This window comes from Frigoribacterium sp. CFBP 8754 (genome assembly GCF_014841815.1).
Classification (GTDB): Bacteria; Actinomycetota; Actinomycetes; order Actinomycetales; family Microbacteriaceae; genus Frigoribacterium; species Frigoribacterium endophyticum.
The window spans coordinates 698,432-713,568 of the sequence record NZ_JACYUO010000002.1; the positions used below are offsets into that span (position 1 = coordinate 698,432).

12 protein-coding genes and 1 pseudogene are annotated in these 15,137 nt (G+C 72.5%); 5 read left to right on the forward strand and 8 right to left on the reverse strand.

From position 1 onward, the window contains the following. Positions 1-6 precede the first annotated feature (6 nt). Entirely contained in the window at positions 7-909 is a 903-nt protein-coding gene (locus IFT72_RS09665; protein ID WP_192046265.1) for a carbohydrate kinase family protein, read from the reverse strand. Positions 910-966: 57 nt separating this feature from the next. Between IFT72_RS09665 and IFT72_RS09670 the strand changes: the two genes are divergently transcribed. Both IFT72_RS09670 and IFT72_RS09675 read left to right on the forward strand, forming a co-directional pair. Beyond that, positions 967-1,908: an ROK family protein gene (locus IFT72_RS09670; RefSeq protein WP_056059020.1), complete on the forward strand. Its 942-nt coding sequence runs from the start codon at positions 967-969 to the stop codon at positions 1,906-1,908. 255 nt (positions 1,909-2,163) lie between these two features. Then, positions 2,164-3,207, forward strand: coding sequence for an NAD(P)-dependent alcohol dehydrogenase (locus IFT72_RS09675; protein WP_167260167.1), 1,044 nt, complete (start codon positions 2,164-2,166; stop codon positions 3,205-3,207). A 317-nt stretch (positions 3,208-3,524) separates the two neighbouring features. Here the strand turns inward: IFT72_RS09675 and IFT72_RS09680 are convergent. From IFT72_RS09680 to IFT72_RS09695, 4 genes and pseudogenes are all read right to left on the reverse strand, one after another. Then, positions 3,525-3,866: pseudogene (locus IFT72_RS09680) on the reverse strand (MarR family transcriptional regulator); the annotation flags it as partial. After that, positions 3,847-5,622, reverse strand: a complete 1,776-nt coding sequence (locus IFT72_RS09685; protein WP_167261332.1) for an MDR family MFS transporter — start codon at positions 5,620-5,622, stop codon at positions 3,847-3,849. The pseudogene IFT72_RS09680 and the gene IFT72_RS09685, both read right to left, overlap by 20 nt. A 272-nt stretch (positions 5,623-5,894) precedes the next feature. Next, positions 5,895-7,028 carry an AI-2E family transporter gene (locus IFT72_RS09690; protein WP_185233682.1) on the reverse strand — a complete coding sequence of 378 codons (1,134 nt, stop codon included), beginning with the start codon at positions 7,026-7,028 and terminating at the stop codon, positions 5,895-5,897. Between the two features lie 178 nt (positions 7,029-7,206). Beyond that, complete coding sequence (locus IFT72_RS09695) at positions 7,207-7,983, reverse strand: glycosyltransferase family 2 protein (RefSeq protein ID WP_056057039.1); 777 nt, start codon at positions 7,981-7,983, stop codon at positions 7,207-7,209. Positions 7,984-8,014: 31 nt separating this feature from the next. Here IFT72_RS09695 and IFT72_RS09700 point away from each other — a divergent pair, with 31 nt between their 5' ends. Next, complete coding sequence (locus IFT72_RS09700) at positions 8,015-8,608, forward strand: YfcE family phosphodiesterase (RefSeq protein ID WP_192046267.1); 594 nt, start codon at positions 8,015-8,017, stop codon at positions 8,606-8,608. A 43-nt stretch (positions 8,609-8,651) separates the two neighbouring features. Here IFT72_RS09700 and IFT72_RS09705 read toward each other — a convergent pair whose 3' ends face one another. Beyond that, the gene (locus IFT72_RS09705) at positions 8,652-9,614 is read right to left on the reverse strand and encodes a thioredoxin domain-containing protein (protein ID WP_167260176.1); all 963 of its coding nucleotides are present in this window, start codon (positions 9,612-9,614) and stop codon (positions 8,652-8,654) included. Positions 9,615-9,922: 308 nt separating this feature from the next. Here IFT72_RS09705 and IFT72_RS09710 point away from each other — a divergent pair, with 308 nt between their 5' ends. After that, a complete protein-coding gene (locus IFT72_RS09710) occupies positions 9,923-11,023 on the forward strand; it encodes an ABC transporter ATP-binding protein (protein ID WP_056057042.1) in 1,101 nt (366 codons plus the stop codon). 134 nt (positions 11,024-11,157) lie between these two features. Then, entirely contained in the window at positions 11,158-12,450 is a 1,293-nt protein-coding gene (locus IFT72_RS09715) for a DUF4032 domain-containing protein (protein ID WP_192046268.1), read from the forward strand. 90 nt (positions 12,451-12,540) lie between these two features. On the opposite strand, the gene rlmB is transcribed toward IFT72_RS09715, so the two are convergent. Together rlmB and cysS are read right to left on the reverse strand one after the other, a co-directional pair. Then, the gene (gene rlmB, locus IFT72_RS09720) at positions 12,541-13,581 is read right to left on the reverse strand and encodes a 23S rRNA (guanosine(2251)-2'-O)-methyltransferase RlmB (RefSeq protein ID WP_056057046.1); all 1,041 of its coding nucleotides are present in this window, start codon (positions 13,579-13,581) and stop codon (positions 12,541-12,543) included. Then, positions 13,578-14,996, reverse strand: a complete 1,419-nt coding sequence (cysS, locus tag IFT72_RS09725) for a cysteine--tRNA ligase (RefSeq protein WP_192046269.1) — start codon at positions 14,994-14,996, stop codon at positions 13,578-13,580. The genes rlmB and cysS overlap by 4 nt, the downstream gene beginning before the upstream one ends. Between the last annotated feature and the right edge of the window lie 141 nt (positions 14,997-15,137).

A 15,137-nucleotide genomic window follows, 5' to 3' on the forward strand; every position in this document is an offset into this window, starting at 1 on the left:
GCGCCCCTAGCTCACGTCGCCGGGGCGGCGCAGCAGCGCCCCCGGCGCGCGCACGGTGGCGGCGGCGACCGCCATGGCGTCGGTCAGCGCGGCAGCCCAGTCGGTCGAGCCGGGACCGCTCGTGCCGGCGAGCAGGCTGGCGACGATCGACGCGAACGTCGCGTCGCCCGTGCCCATCGTGTCGACCACCTCGCCCGCCGAGACGGCCACGTCACGGTGCAGCACCGGGCCGCCCGCGAGCTGGAGGTCGGCTCCGTCAGCGCCCCGCGTGGCCAGCACGGCCCCGGCGCCCGACGCGAGCAGCGCCTCCTGCCAGCCCTCGAGCGAGGTGCCCGCCACGAGCTCGGCGTCGTCGGAGCCGATCTTGACGAGCAGCGAGACGGCGGCCGCACGGGCGAACCCGGCGCGGAAGTCGTCGACGTCGCGGAGGAACCCGGGCCGCGGGTTCGGGTCGACCACCAGCCGCGGCGGTTCGGCGCCCACGTGCTGCAGCAGGCGCTCGGTGAGCCAGGCGTCGTCGAACGGGTACGAGCTGACGGCGACGAGGGGCGCCACGGTGATCGCCTCGACCTGCTCGGGCGAGAAGTCGAGGCCCCGCGCGACGGCTGCCTCGGTGAACGAGTAGCTCGGCTCGCCGTCGACGCGCTCGGAGACCGCGCGGCCGGTGCCGAGCGGGTTGACGGTCGCGACCAGCTCGACGCCGTGCTCGGCGAGGTGCGCGCGGATCGCCGCGCCGTCGGCGTCGTCGCCCACGGCGGCGAGCAGGGTGGTCGGCACGCCGAGCCGGGCGAGGCCGACGGCGACGTTGAGGCCGGCACCGCCGACGTGGTCGTCGGAGCCGGCGGGGGTGCGGATCTCGTCGATGAGGGCGTCGCCGACGACGACGACCCGGCCTGCGGTCTGGTCCATGCGGGCAGCCTACCGAGGCCCGCCGTCACGGGCGACGGGCCCCGGTACGCTGTCGCCGTGACTGACTACGCTCTCGCCGTCGACGTCGGCGGCACGAAGGTCGAGGCCGCCCTGGTGGCCGCCGACGGCACGCTCGCCCCGGGCAGCCGCGACCGCCGCCCGACCGGCCGCGCCTCGAGCAGCGACGAGCTGGCCGGGGCGGTGCGCGACGTCGTGGCGCACGCCCTGGCCGCCGTCGGCCCCGACGACGTCGTCGTCGGCGCGGGCATCGGCAGCGCCGGCCCGGTCGACCTCGTGCACGGCACGGTCTCGCCCATCAACCTCCCCTCGTGGCGCGGCTTCCCGCTCCGCGACCTGGTCGCCGAGCTCACCGCGGGCGTCGTCGCCCCCGGCGGCGCGGTCACGCTGAGGCTCGACGGCGTCAGCCTCGCCCTGGCCGAGCACTGGGTGGGCGCGACGCAGGGGGCCGACAACGCCCTGGCCATCACGGTCTCGACCGGCGTCGGCGGCGGCCTCATCGTCAACGGGCGCCTGCTCTCGGGCGGCACCGGCAACGCGGGGCACATCGGCCAGATCCAGATCGCCGACCGCCCGGCCGGCCAGAACGCCTCGGCGGCGACGCTCGAGGTCATCGCCTCCGGCCCGAACGTCGTGGCGTGGGCCCGTGCGCAGGGCTGGCAGGGCGAGCGCGGCGAAGACCTGGCGGCCGGCTACCTCGAGGGCGACCCCCTCGCCGTCGCGGCCGTGCGCCGCTCGGCGAACGCCGTCGGCGAGGCCGTGTCGTCGGTCAGCACCCTGCTCGACCTCGACGTCGTCGCCATCGGCGGCGGGTTCTCCCGCGTCAGCGCCGACTACCTCGACCTCGTCCGCCGCACCGTCGACGAGGCCCCGGTCAACGACTACGCGCGCCGGGTGCGCGTCGTGCGCTCCGGGCTGAGCGACGAGAGCCCGCTCGTCGGGGCGGCCGCGCTCGTGTGGCAGGCCGGCCTGCTCGGCTGACCCGCGCCTCCCCCGACTCTGCCTGCAGCAGACCGCCCCGGTGGGCGAGTTCGACGCGAGCGGGCGCGCGTACTGGCCCGCGCGGGTCGAACTCGCCCGCGGTCGCGCGCCCGCGGCACCCGGCCCGTGAGAACGGTTCCCGGCAGGAGCAGCCCCCAGGAGGCGCGCCTAGGCTCGTGTCGTCCCCCACAGCGTCGTCGGAGATCAGCGCGCCCACAGGCGCGCGAGACACCCGCAACCCCCGGAGGTAACCCCGTGCCCACCACCGTCCCCGCTCTCGTCGCCGCCTCGGCCGGCGCCTCGTTCGAGCGCAGCACCATCCAGCGTCGCGACGTCGGCGCCCACGACGTGCAGATCGACATCGCCTTCGCCGGCATCTGCCACAGCGACATCCACCAGGCCCGCGAGGAGTGGGGCAAGGCCATCTTCCCGATGGTGCCCGGCCACGAGATCGCCGGCGTCGTCACCGAGGTCGGCTCCGAGGTCACGAAGCACAAGGTCGGCGACCGCGTCGGCATCGGCTGCTTCGTCGACAGCTGCCGCGAGTGCGAGAACTGCCTCGCCGGCGAAGAGCAGTTCTGCGTCAAGGGCAACGTGCCCACCTACAACGGCCGCGAGTACACGGGCGAAGAGACCTACGGCGGCTACAGCAAGCAGATCGTCGCGAACGAGAACTACGTGCTGTCGATCCCCGAGGGCATCGCCCTCGACGAGGCCGCGCCGCTGCTCTGCGCCGGCATCACCACCTACTCGCCCCTGAAGCACTGGGGCACCGGCCCCGGCACGAAGGTCGCCGTCGTCGGCATGGGCGGGCTCGGCCACATGGCCGTCAAGATCGCCCACGCCATGGGCGCCGAGGTCACCGTCATCAGCCAGACGCTCTCCAAGCAGGAGGACGGCCTCAAGCTCGGCGCCGACCACTACTACGCGTCGAGCGACCCGTCGACCTTCGACGAGCTGAAGAGCTCGTTCGACCTGATCATCAACACGATCTCGGCCGACATGGACATCGACGCCTACGCCCGCACGCTGCGCCTCAACGGCACCATGGTCTTCGTCGGCCTGCCCGAGAACCCGCAGTCGTTCCGCGCCGGCTCGCTCATCATGGGCCGTCGCAGCCTCGCCGGCTCCAACATCGGCGGCATCCGCGAGACGCAGGAGATGCTCGACTTCTGCGCCGAGCACCACATCGGCGCGGAGATCGAGACGATCAGCGCCGACCAGGTCGACGAGGCCTACGAGCGCGTCGTCGCGAGCAAGGTGCGCTACCGCTTCGTGATCGACACCGCCACGATCTAGTCGCCCGCGACACGACGACGGCCCCCTCCCGACCAGGGAGGGGGCCGTCGTCGTCCCCGGGCGGGTCCGCCGACCCCGGGCGACGGTGTCAGCCCGTCGCTGTCGTGGTCGCCCGCCGTCGACCCCGAGGAGTCGCGGGTCGCCTACCGCGGGCCGGCGGGCGTGTTGAAGCGGTGCAGCCAGCCCGAGAACTGGGCGAGCTCGTCGTCCGTCCAGCCCTCGACGTGGCTGCGGAACACGGCGCGGTTCTCGTGCCGGACCTCGAGCATGCGCGCCTCGGCCCGCTCGGTGCTGCGCAGCGTCGAGACGCGGCCGTCGGAGGCGTCGGCCACGACGTCGACGAACCCGGCGTCGCGCAGCAGGGCGACCTGCCGACTCACGGCGCTCTTGTCCATCGCCATCGCACGGACGATCTCGCCGGCCGTGCAGGGCTGGTGCTTCATCACGTAGCGCAGCACGTAGAACGCCGTCGGCGGCACGTCGGGGTCGAAGCGGGAGGCCGCTGCGGCGATGGTGCGCTTGGCCTCCACCATGAGCGAGCCGATCTCGTCGACCACGCTGGCCATCAGGCCTTCTCGGCCCTCGTCGTCGGCCTCGGGGAGGCGCGGGGCGTCGAGCACCGCGCCTCCCGGCTGGCCGTCATCGATCGGCTGCGACATCCTTCTCCTCGACCAGGGACGAGAACACCGGGCTCTCGCTCAGCTCGTCGTCGGACACGGGGTGGCCCGCCACCTCGGCGGCCCCGGTCGCGATGATCGTATCGACGGTCCCGGTGCGCGGCTGCGCCTCGGCCGGGGCGCTCGAGACCGCGGGCGCGAGCCCGGCGGTCGCCGCGGCGCCCTTGGTCGCCGGGGAGGCGGCGGCTCCGTCGACCGGTGCCGCGCCTCCCTGGGGGCCGGCCGCGGCGGCGCGCTGGATGCCGGACTTCGTGCCGAGCTCGACGTTCGGCAGCAGGCAGACGAACACGATGGTGATGATCGCGAGCGGGGCCGCGATGAGGAAGACGTCGGCGACGCCCTGGCCGTAGGCCGACTCGATGATGGTGCGGATCGGGCCGGGCACGGTGCTGAGGTCGGGGATGCTCGTGGTCGACTCGCCGCTGCCGAGCGCGCTCGGGTCGACGCCGGCGTCGGTGAGGCCGTCGGTGATGTAGCCCGAGACCTTCGTGCCGAGCACGGCGCCCATGACCGAGACGCCGATCGTGCCGCCGAGGCTGCGGAAGAACGCGACGCTCGAGGAGGCGGCGCCGACGACGCTCACGTCGACGGAGTTCTGCACGACGAGCACGAGGTTCTGCATGACCATGCCGATGCCGAGCCCCATCATCGCCATGAAGACCGAGACGACGGCGAAGTTCGTGTCGTACTCGATGGTCGACATGAGGAAGAGGCCGGCGGCGAGGAGGATGGAGCCCACGATCATGTAGGGCTTCCACTTGCCGTACTTCGAGATGAGCGCACCGGCGACCATCGACGAGATCAGCAGGCCGAGCACCATCGGCAGGGTCAGGATGCCGGCCATGGTCGGCGACTGGCCGCGGGCCAGCTGCATGTACTGGCCGAGGAAGACGCTGGTGCCGAACATCGCGACGCCGACGCTCAGCGAGGCGATCACCGCGAAGGTGAAGGTGCGGTTCTTGAACAGCGTGAGCGGGATGATCGGCTCCTTCGAGCGGAACTCCACGACGACGGCGAGGGCGAGCAGCACAGCTGCGCCGAGGCCCATCAGCCAGCTGGTGGCCGAGGCCCACTCGAACTGCTTGCCGCCGAGCGACACCCAGATGAGCAGCAGCGAGACGCCGCCGGCGATCAGCCCGGCGCCCCAGTAGTCGACCACGACCTTCTTCTTCGGCTTGGCGGGCAGGTGCAGCGTGCGCTGGATGACGATCAGCGCGGCGATGCCGACGGGCACGCCGACGAAGAAGTTCCAGCGCCAGCCGATGGTGTCGGTGAGCACGCCGCCGAGCAGCGGGCCGCCGATCGTGCCGACGCTCATCACGGCGCCGAGGTAGCCCATGTACCGGCCGCGCTCACGCGGGCTGATGATGTCGCTCATGACGACCTGCACCAGGGCGGTGAGGCCGCCGGCGCCGAGGCCCTGGAAGACGCGGAAGGTGATCAGCGTCGCGGTGTCCTGCGAGAAGCCGGCCGCGACCGACGCGAGCACGAACAGCACGAGGGCCACCTGCAGCAGCACCTTGCGGTTCGTGAGGTCGGAGAACTTGCCCCAGAGGGGCGTGCTGACGGTCGTCGCGAGCAGCGTGGCGGTGATGACCCAGGTGTACGAGGTCTGGCTGCCGTTGAGGTCGCTGACGATGCGCGGCAGCGAGGTCGACACGACGGTCGACGAGAGGATCGCCACGAGCATGCCCATCAGCAGGCCCGACAGGGCCGTGAGGACTTCGCGGTGGCTCATGCCGGGCGCTTCGCCCGGTTCGTGGGGAGCCGCGGGCTTCGTGCCCGCGGCGGTGGTGGTCTGCGACAAGGTGCGCTCCGTGGTCGTTCTGAGATGGGGGTCGCTGACCGCCGTTGGTCAGGTAGTTGCTGAACGTCAACCATACGCCGTAGTTGACGGAACGCAACCATCTCGCTGCAGATCGTGCAGACTTTTTCCCGAGATACGTCCGCACACGACGGAGGCGCGGTGTGCGTCCTCCGCACACCGCGCCTCCGGCAGGCCCTCGCGGGCTAGCGCACTTCCTCCGGCCGTTTCTTCCGGAACATCTCCGCCGGCTGGTGCTCGCCGTTCCACACCTGCGTGATGCCCCAGACCACGGCCATCAGCGGCACGGCGATGACCGCGCCGACCACGCCGCCGAGGATGGTGCCGGCGGTCAGGGCGACCAGGATGACGAGGCCGTGCAGCTGCAGGGTGCGGCCCATCAGCACCGGCTGGAGGAAGTTGCCCTCGAGCTGGTTGACGAGCACGACGACCGCGATGACCCAGATGGCGGCCACGGGCCCGTTGGCCACGAGGGCGACGAGCGCCGCGAGGATGCCCGCGGCGGTGGCGCCGACGAGCGGGATGAACGCGGTGAGGAAGACGACCACGGCCAGGGGCAGCGCCAGCGGCACGCCGATGATCGCGAGGCCGATGCCGATGCCGATCGCGTCGACCGCGGCGACGGTGGCCGTGCCGCGCACGTAGCCGCCGAGGGTGGCGACCGTCTTGTCGCCGATGCGACGGGCCCGGGCGTACTGCTCGCCCTTGAACGGGCGGAGGAGGAACTCCCAGATGGCCGGGCCGTCCTTGAGGAAGAAGAACAGCACGACGATCATCAGCACGAGTCCGGTCGCGAAGCTGCCGATCGCACTCGCGCCGGCGAGGGCGCCCGAGCCGAACTGCGCGCTCGTCACGAAGTCGACGACGGTGTTCCGCACGGACTCGATCTGGTCGTCGGTGATCGAGAACGGCAGGGTGGTGATCCAGTCCTGAAGCTGGTTGAAGCCCTCCGTCGCCGACTTGGCGAGCGTCGACGCCTGGTTCTCGACGGCCCAGACGAGCAGCCAGCCGACGAGGCCCAGCACGACCACGACGCCGAGCAGGGCGATGATCGTGGCGAGGAGGCTCGGCACCCGGTGCCGGCGCAGGAAGGCGATCAGCGGGTACATCGCCGAGGCGAAGATCAGCGCGAGCAGCACGGGCAGCGTGACGAGGCTCAGCGAGAGGAAGGTGTAGATCACGGCGATGCCGACGACGACGACGGCGATGATCTGCAGGCTGCGGATGGCCAGGCGGCCGAACGCGTCGGTCCAGATGCTGCTCTGGACGGCGGCGTTGTGCTCGACCACCTCGGCGTCCTTGGTGCGGAAGAGTCCCACGGTTCGTCCTCGTCGTTCTGTCTGGTGGTCATGGTGCGCGGCCGGAGGGCGTGCGACGACGTCGCGCGGTGCGCGACCGTCTCATCGAACTACCTGAGGGGCCCGGAGGGCCACCAGCCACGCGGGCGACGGGAGAGGAGCCGCCGGGCGGAGCCGCCGGGCGGAGCCGCGGGGCCCGTCAGGCGCGGGGCCGCAGACGACGCCAGACGGCGCGCGTGCGCAGCGGGTCGGCCCGCCACCAGCGGGTGAACGGCACCCCCGAGCGCCCGTGCACCGCGAAGACCCGCAGCGCGCGCCGCGTCCGCAGCCCCGGGTCGGCGCCCCGGTCGAACGGCCGCGCCGAGATGCCCGCCACGACGTCGCGCCGGTAGACGAGGCGGCCACCCCGCGTCGGCGCCAGGTCGCCGAGGTGGAGGGCGAGGTCCATGTCGTCGTGCAGCCCCGTGTCGCGGCGGTGCACGACGTCGCTCACGGCGGCCCACGCCGACCGGCGCATCATCATGGTCGACCCGAACAGCGGCCAGTGCGCCAGCGCCGAGCCCACGAGCCAGTGGTACGCGCCGACGTACGCCGCCGAGAGCAGCCTCTGGGCCCCCACGGGCGCGTCGTAGAAGCGGGCGTTCGTCGTGACCGCGAGCACGTCGCCGTCGGCCTCGAGGGTGGCCGCGAGCTCGGCGACCCAGGTGCGCGGCAGCACGCTGTCGGCGTCGCAGCGGCCGATCAGGTCGCCGGTCGCGGCGTCGTACCCGGTGGAGGCGGCGGCCGCGATCCCGACGACGGGCTCGGTGACGACGCGCGCACCCGCCGCGGTCGCGACCGCCACGGTGTCGTCGGTGCTGCCGTTGTCGACCACGAGCACCTCGTCGGGCAGCCGCGTCTGGCGCGCGAGCGACCGGAGGCAGGCCTCGAGGTGCCGCGCGTCGTCACGGACCGGGATCACGACGGAGACTCGCACCGGCCCAGTCAACCGCGCCTAGCCTGGGCCGGTGACCACCACCGTCGTCGTCGTGTCCGACACCCACGTGCCGCAGAAGGCCCGCGCCGTGCCCGACGAGCTCTGGGCGGCGGTCGAGGCCGCCGACGTCGTCGTGCACGCCGGCGACTGGACCGGCATCGCGATCCTCGACGAGTTCGAGCGTCGCTCCCGACGCCTGGTCGGCGTCTGGGGCAACAACGACGGCGACGAGCTCCGGGCCCGGCTGCCGGAGGTGGCCCGCGAGACGATCGACGGCGTCCGCGTCGCCGTCGTCCACGAGACGGGACAGAAGGAGGCGCGGGAGGCCCGGGCGGACCGCCTCCACCCCGAGACCGACCTGCTGCTCTTCGGCCACAGCCACATCCCGTGGGACTCGACCACCGCCTCCGGCACGCGCCTGCTCAACCCCGGGTCACCGACCGACAAGCGGCGACAGCCGCGGGCCACGTACCTCAGCCTCGTGCTCGACGCGGGCACCGTGCGCGACGTCGTGCTGCACGAGCTGCCGCTCCGGCCGACGACCCGGTCGCGCCGGGCCGACCTGCCCGCGGGGCCGGTGCGGGAGATCGACGTGATCGTGCCCCACCCGCGCCGCCGCGACTGACGGCGGCGCGAGCCGGGGGCTGTCGGCCCGGGAGGCGTCGCAGCTAGGAGGCGGGCGTCTCGGCCGGGGCCGGCGTCTCGGCCGGGGCCGACTCGGTGGGCTCGGGCGTCGGCGTGGCCGTCGACGTCGCCGAGTCGGAGTAGCTGTTGCCGGCCGCGGTCACGACGAAGTTGCGGAACTCCTCGTTGGTGAACGGCAGGCTCGGGTCGTACTGCTGGCCGTTGACCAGGACGGTGGGCGTGCCGCGGAAGGTCTCGACGTCGCTGTTCGGCAGCGGCCCGTCGAGCACGCGCTCGGTCGAGGCGCTGACCCAGGAGGCGAACTCCTGGTCGTCGATGCAGGTCTCGATCGCCGAGGCCTGCTGCACGCCGTCGACGCCCGTGGCGATGTCGGCGAGCTGCGAGTCGTCGAGGCCGCGCGTGCCCTCCTCCGGCTGCTGGTCGAACATGGCCGTGTTGAAGTCGAAGAAGGAGTCGGGCGAGTAGTTCGCGACGCAGGCGGCGGCGTTCGCGGCCCGGTTCGAGTACTTCGTGCCCAGCGAGCTGTTGGTCAGGATCGCGATCGGGTGGTACTCGACCGTCGCGGCGCCCGACGACACGAGGCCGGCGATGTAGTCGTTGTTGGCCGCCTCGAACTGGCCGCAGATCGGGCAGAGGTAGTCGAGGTAGACGACGATGTCGACGGTGTCGGAGGCCGCCGTGGTCTCCGTCGCGACGGGCTCGTCGCCCGCGTCGAGCGCGGGGGTCGTCTGCGCGACGAAGTCCTGGCCGATGCGGATGCCGTCGCTGGCCATGTTGGCGGGGCCGGGGCCGGCCGGCTTGATGCTGTTCGTGATGACCAGGACGACGCCGACGACGATCGCGACGACGACCAGGCCGAGGCCGCCCTGCAGCACCCAGCGGCTCGTCCGCTGACGGCGCTTCTGCTTCTTGCGGGCGAGCTGCGCCTTCTCGCGGGCGGCGGCCCGACGCTGGTTCTTGGTCAGCGACTTGTCGTTCTCAGTCATGGGGGTGCGGTTCTCCGATGCGCGACGGGGGTCGGGGCGTCGCGTCGTTGAGGGGCAGACGGGTAGGGCGGAGCGGGTCGGAGAGCACGTGGCGCGCCTCCGGCCCCCCGTGATCCTAGGAGAGCGCGCTGGGAGATGTCCGGACACCATCCCCCCGACCCCCCTCCGGCCACCCGTCCGGGGGCCCTGCCAGGGGCCGTTCTGTGGCATGCTGAGGCGCGGTGGTCATCGTCGACCGACACGGTTGATCACCGTCCATTCACAACGGATCGTCCGGCACGTACCTGCCGGTGAAGGAGAAACGAATCATGGCGTCCGTGACGTTCAGCAAGGCAACCCGTCTCTACCCCGGCTCGACCCGCGCAGCGGTCGACGCCATCGACCTCGAGGTCGCCGACGGCGAGTTCCTCGTCCTCGTGGGCCCCTCGGGCTGCGGCAAGTCGACCACCCTCCGCATGCTGGCCGGCCTCGAAGAGGTCAACAGCGGCGACATCTTCATCGGCGACCGCAACGTCACCGACGTGCCGCCGAAGGACCGCGACATCGCGATGGTGTTCCAGAACTACGCGCTGTACCCGCACATGACCGTCGCCGAGAACATGGGCTTCGCGCTCAAGATCGCCGGCGTCGGCAAGGAGGAGCGCGCGACCCGCGTCCTCGAGGCCGCGAAGCTGCTCGACCTCGAGCCCTACCTCTCGCGCAAGCCCAAGGCCCTCTCCGGTGGTCAGCGTCAGCGCGTCGCCATGGGCCGCGCCATCGTGCGCCAGCCCCAGGTCTTCCTCATGGACGAGCCGCTGTCGAACCTCGACGCCAAGCTCCGCGTCCAGACCCGCACCCAGATCGCCTCGCTGCAGCGTCGCCTCGGCGTCACCACGGTCTACGTCACCCACGACCAGACCGAGGCCCTGACCATGGGCGACCGCATCGCGGTCCTCAAGGACGGCGTCCTGCAGCAGGTCGGCACCCCCCGCGACCTGTACGAGAAGCCGCAGAACGTCTTCGTCGCCGGCTTCATCGGCTCGCCGGCCATGAACCTCCTGCCCGCCGACGTCGTCGACGGCGGCATCAAGTTCGGCACGGCCGTCACCTCGGTCGACCGCGACACCGTCGGCCAGGCCAACGGCAAGAGCGTCACCGTGGGCGTCCGCCCCGAGGACGTCGTGGTCAACACCACCGGCGAGGGCCTCGCGGTCACCGTCGACGTGGTCGAGGAGCTCGGCGCCGACGGCTACCTCTACGGCCACACCGAGGTCGACGGCGCGCGCGTCGACATCGTCGTGCGCGTCGACGGCCGCAACCACCCGGGCCTCGGCGACACGATCTACATCACGCCGCAGGCGCACCACGTGCACGTCTTCGACACCGAGAGCGGCCAGCGCCTCGGCGACAAGGCCGTCGTCAGCGCGTAGCCCCCGCACCCCCGATCGGCCCGTCGCGTCGCCAGGAGAACCTCTCCGAGCGACCCGGCGGGCCGATCGCCCGTTCCGCCCCCGACCACCCCCGATCGCCCGGCGCGCCCCGGCCGTCCGACCAGAGAAGACCCATGAGCGACTCCCTCAACATCACCTCGGCCACCGTCGACCCGGCGCTGCTCGACCTGCCGTGGTCCCTCCCCCTCGACGAGTGGCCCGACGAGGCCATCGCGGCCCTGCCGAAGGGCATCTCGCGGCACCTGGTGCGCTTCGCGCACCTCAGCGGCTACGTGATCGCGATCAAGGAGACCTCGGGCGAGATGGCCCGGGGCGAGTACGAGATGCTCCGCACCCTGCAGCGGATGGACATCCCCTGCGTCGACCCCCTGGCGGTCATCACGAACCGGCGCGACGTCGACGGCTCGCCCCTCAACCCCGTGCTCGTCACGCGGCACCTCAAGTTCTCGCTGCCCTACCGGGCGCTGTACTCGCAGACCCTCCGCCCCGACACCGCGAAGCGGCTCGTCGACGCGCTGGCCCTGCTGCTCGTGCGCCTGCACGTCATCGGCTTCTACTGGGGCGACGTCTCGCTCTCGAACACGCTCTTCCGGCGCGACGCGGGGGCCTTCGCGGCGTACCTGGTCGACGCCGAGACCGGCAAGCTCTACCCGGGCGGGCTCTCGAACGGCCAGCGCGAGAACGACCTCGAGGTCGCCCGCGTCAACATCGCCGGCGAGCTGCTCGACCTCGAGGCCGGCGGACGCCTCGACGACAACCTCGACGCCGTCGACGTCAGCAACGGCATCGTCGCGAAGTACCGCAGCCTCTGGACGGAGCTCACCGGCAGCGAGACGTTCTCCAGCTCGGAGCGCTGGCGCATCACCGACCGGGTCGAGCGGCTCAACGACCTCGGCTTCGACATCGAGGAGCTCGCGATCAAGACGGCCGAGGGCGGCACCCAGGTGCGCATCCAGCCCAAGGTCGTCGACGCCGGCCACCACTCCCGCCGCCTGCTGCGCCTCACCGGCCTCGACGTGGAGGAGAACCAGGCCCGGCGCCTCCTCAACGACCTCGACGCCTACCGGCTGCGCACCGGCAACACCGACGCGGACGAGGAGATGGTGGCGCACGAGTGGGCCGCCCGGGTGTTCGAGCCGGTCGTCCGGTCCATCCCCCGCGACCTCCGCGGCCGCCTCGAGCCGGCGGAGGTCTTCCACCAGCTGCTCGAGCACCGCTGGTACCGCTCGCAGCAGGAGAACCGCGACGTGCCCATCGCCGAGGCGCTGACCTCGTACATCAACGACGTGCTGCGGCACCGCCGTGACGAGCGCACCGTCATCGACCCGGCCACCGAGTCGATCACCCTGCCCGACGCCGAGCTGCTCGAGGCCGAGGACGACGACGACTGGCGCTCGAAGGTCTGACCCCGACGCGGTCCCTTCCGTGACCACGCAGAGGAGGCGCGGTGCCGGTCGACCGGCACCGCGCCTCCTCTGTGTCGGGGCTGACGAGCGCTACGAGCGCTCGGCGCGCAGCTTCGAGATCTCGTAGAGCGTGACGCTCGCGGCCATGCCGGCGTTCAGCGACTCGACGGCGCCCGTGATCGGGATCGACACGATGGCGTCGCAGGTCTCGGCGACGATGCGCGAGAGGCCCTTGCCCTCGCTGCCCACGACGACCACGAGCGGGCGGTCGGCGAGCTCGAGGCCCGGCAGCATGACGTCGCCGTCGCCGTCGAGGCCCAGCACGAAGACGCCCTGGTCCTTGAACGACTTGAGGGTCTGCGTCAAGTTCGAGGCCATCGCGACGGGGATGCGCGCCGCGGCGCCGGCCGAGGTCTTCCACGCCGAGGCGGTGAGGCCGACCGAGCGACGCTGCGGGATGATGACGCCCTGGCCGCCGAACGCGGCGACCGAGCGGATGATGGCGCCGAGGTTGCGCGGGTCGGTGATGCCGTCGAGCGCGACGAAGAGCGGGTTCTGGCGACGCTTGATCGAGCCCTCGAGCAGGTCGACCGGGTGCGCGTACTCGTACGGCGGCACCTTGAGGGCGACGCCCTGGTGCACCGAGTCGGGGCCCGTGAGGCGGTCGAGCTCGGGGCGCATGACCTCGAGGATCGGCAGCCCGCGACGCGTCGCGAGGTTGAGGATCTCCTTCGTGCGGTCGTCCATCTCGATGCGCGCCGCGATGTAGAGCGTCGAGGCGGGGATGCGCGTGCGCAGGGCCTCGAGCACCGAGTTGCGGCCGGTGACCATCTCGCTGTCGTCGGAGCTCTTCGGCTTGCGGCGCGGGGCGTCCTGCCCGCCGCGGCCGGCGATCGGCGACCCGGCGCGGGGGCCGTTGCCGCCGCGGCCCCGGGCGGCGTCGAGGCGCTCGCGCGCCGCCTTCGCCTTGCCCGCGGGGTGGTACGGGCGGTCCTCCGCGGCGGGCGTGGGCTTCTTGCCCTCGAGCGCTTGGCGCCCCTGGCCGCCGCTGCCGACCTGCTTGCCCTTGCTGCCCTTGCGGACGGCGCTGCTGCTCGGCCGCCCCTTGTTCGCTCCGCTGGTGTTCTTCACTGTTCGAGGCTCCAATGCGACCCGCTGGGGGTGTCTTCGATGGTGACGCCGGCGGACGCCAGCATCTCGCGTACGCGGTCGGCCTGCGCGAAGTCGCGCGCGGCCCTGGCTTCCTGGCGGCTGGCGAGGAGGGTCTCGACGAGGGTGCCGAGCGCGCGGTGCGCGTCGCCCTCGTCGTCTCCGCGCCACTCGGGCGCCAGCGGGTCGATGCCCAGCACGGCCACCATGGCGGCGACGTGCTGGCGGTCGCGGGCGGCCGTGTCGAGGTCGCCGTCGTCGAGGGCGACGTTGCCCGACCGGACGGCGTCGTGCAGCACGGCGATCGCCTGCGGCACGTTGAGGTCGTCGTCCATCGCCTCGGCGAACTCGTCGGGCACGACACGGGCGCCGACACCGGCGAAGCGGGTGTCGGCCAGACGGCGCTCGGCGCGGGAGAGGAACGTCTCGACGCGGTCGAGCGCGGCCTCCGCCTCGACGAGCGCGCCGTCGTGGTAGTCGATGGTCGAGCGGTAGTGCGCCGCGCTGAGGAAGTAGCGGACGACGACCGGCCGGGCGAGGGCGAGGAAGTCGGCGGCGAAGATCGAGTTGCCGAGCGACTTCGACATCTTCTGGCCGTCGACGGCGACGAGGCCGTTGTGCAGCCAGTGGTGCGCGAAGGCGTCGCCGGCCGCGGTCGACTGGGCCAGCTCGTTCTCGTGGTGCGGGAACCGCAGATCGAGGCCGCCGCCGTGGATGTCGAAGGCGCTGCCCAGGTAGCGCTTCGACATCGCCGAGCACTCGATGTGCCAGCCGGGCCGGCCGTCGCCCCACGGCGACGACCAGCTCGCCGAGGCGGGCTCGTCGGCCTTCGCGCCCTTCCAGAGCGCGAAGTCGCGGGGGTCGCGCTTGCCGCGCGGGTCGGCGTCGGCCGCGGGGGCCATGTCGTCGAGGCCCTGGTTGGTCAGGGCGCCGTAGCTCGGCCAGCTCGCGGTGTCGAAGTACACGTCGCCCGAGCCGTCGGGCGCGGCGTAGGCGTGCCCGCGCTCGATCAGCGTCGCGACGATCTGCTGCATCTCGGTGACGCTCGCGGTCGCGCGCGGCTCGTAGGTCGGCGGCAGCACGCCGAGCGCCTGGTACCCCGCGGTGAACTCGAGCTCGTAGCGGTAGGCGCGCGCCCACCACTCCTCGTCGGTGCCGCTCGAGAGCGCGAGGATCTTGTCGTCGATGTCGGTGACGTTGCGCACCAGGGTGACGTCGAGGCCGCGGTAGGTGAACCAGCGGCGCCACAGGTCGTAGACCAGCGCGCTGCGCAGGTGGCCGATGTGCGGCGACGACTGCACGGTGGGCCCGCAGACGTACAGCCCCACCCGGCCGGGCTCGAGGGGGACGAAGTCGACGAGCGCCTGCTCGCGGGAGTCGTAGAGGCGGATGGTCACGCGGTCAGCCTATTCAGTGGTCGTCGGCGGACGGGTCGGACGACCCGTCGTCGGTGAGCGAGGTCGGGGCGACGGCGCCCCGTGCCGGGGCGGAGGCGGAGCCAGGGCCCCGGGGAGGCGCGGTGCGCGCCGCCGGGTCGA

Bases quoted from the DNA above. Each gene is read 5' to 3' on its own strand.
- IFT72_RS09665 (WP_192046265.1), bottom strand. From the start codon at position 909: ATGGACCAGACCGCAGGCCGGGTCGTCGTCGTCGGCGACGCCCTCATC.
- IFT72_RS09685 (WP_167261332.1), bottom strand. From the start codon at position 5,622: ATGAGCCACCGCGAAGTCCTCACGGCCCTGTCGGGCCTGCTGATGGGC.
- IFT72_RS09705 (WP_167260176.1), bottom strand. From the start codon at position 9,614: ATGACTGAGAACGACAAGTCGCTGACCAAGAACCAGCGTCGGGCCGCC.
- IFT72_RS09710 (WP_056057042.1), top strand. From the start codon at position 9,923: ATGGCGTCCGTGACGTTCAGCAAGGCAACCCGTCTCTACCCCGGCTCG.
- IFT72_RS09715 (WP_192046268.1), top strand. From the start codon at position 11,158: ATGAGCGACTCCCTCAACATCACCTCGGCCACCGTCGACCCGGCGCTG.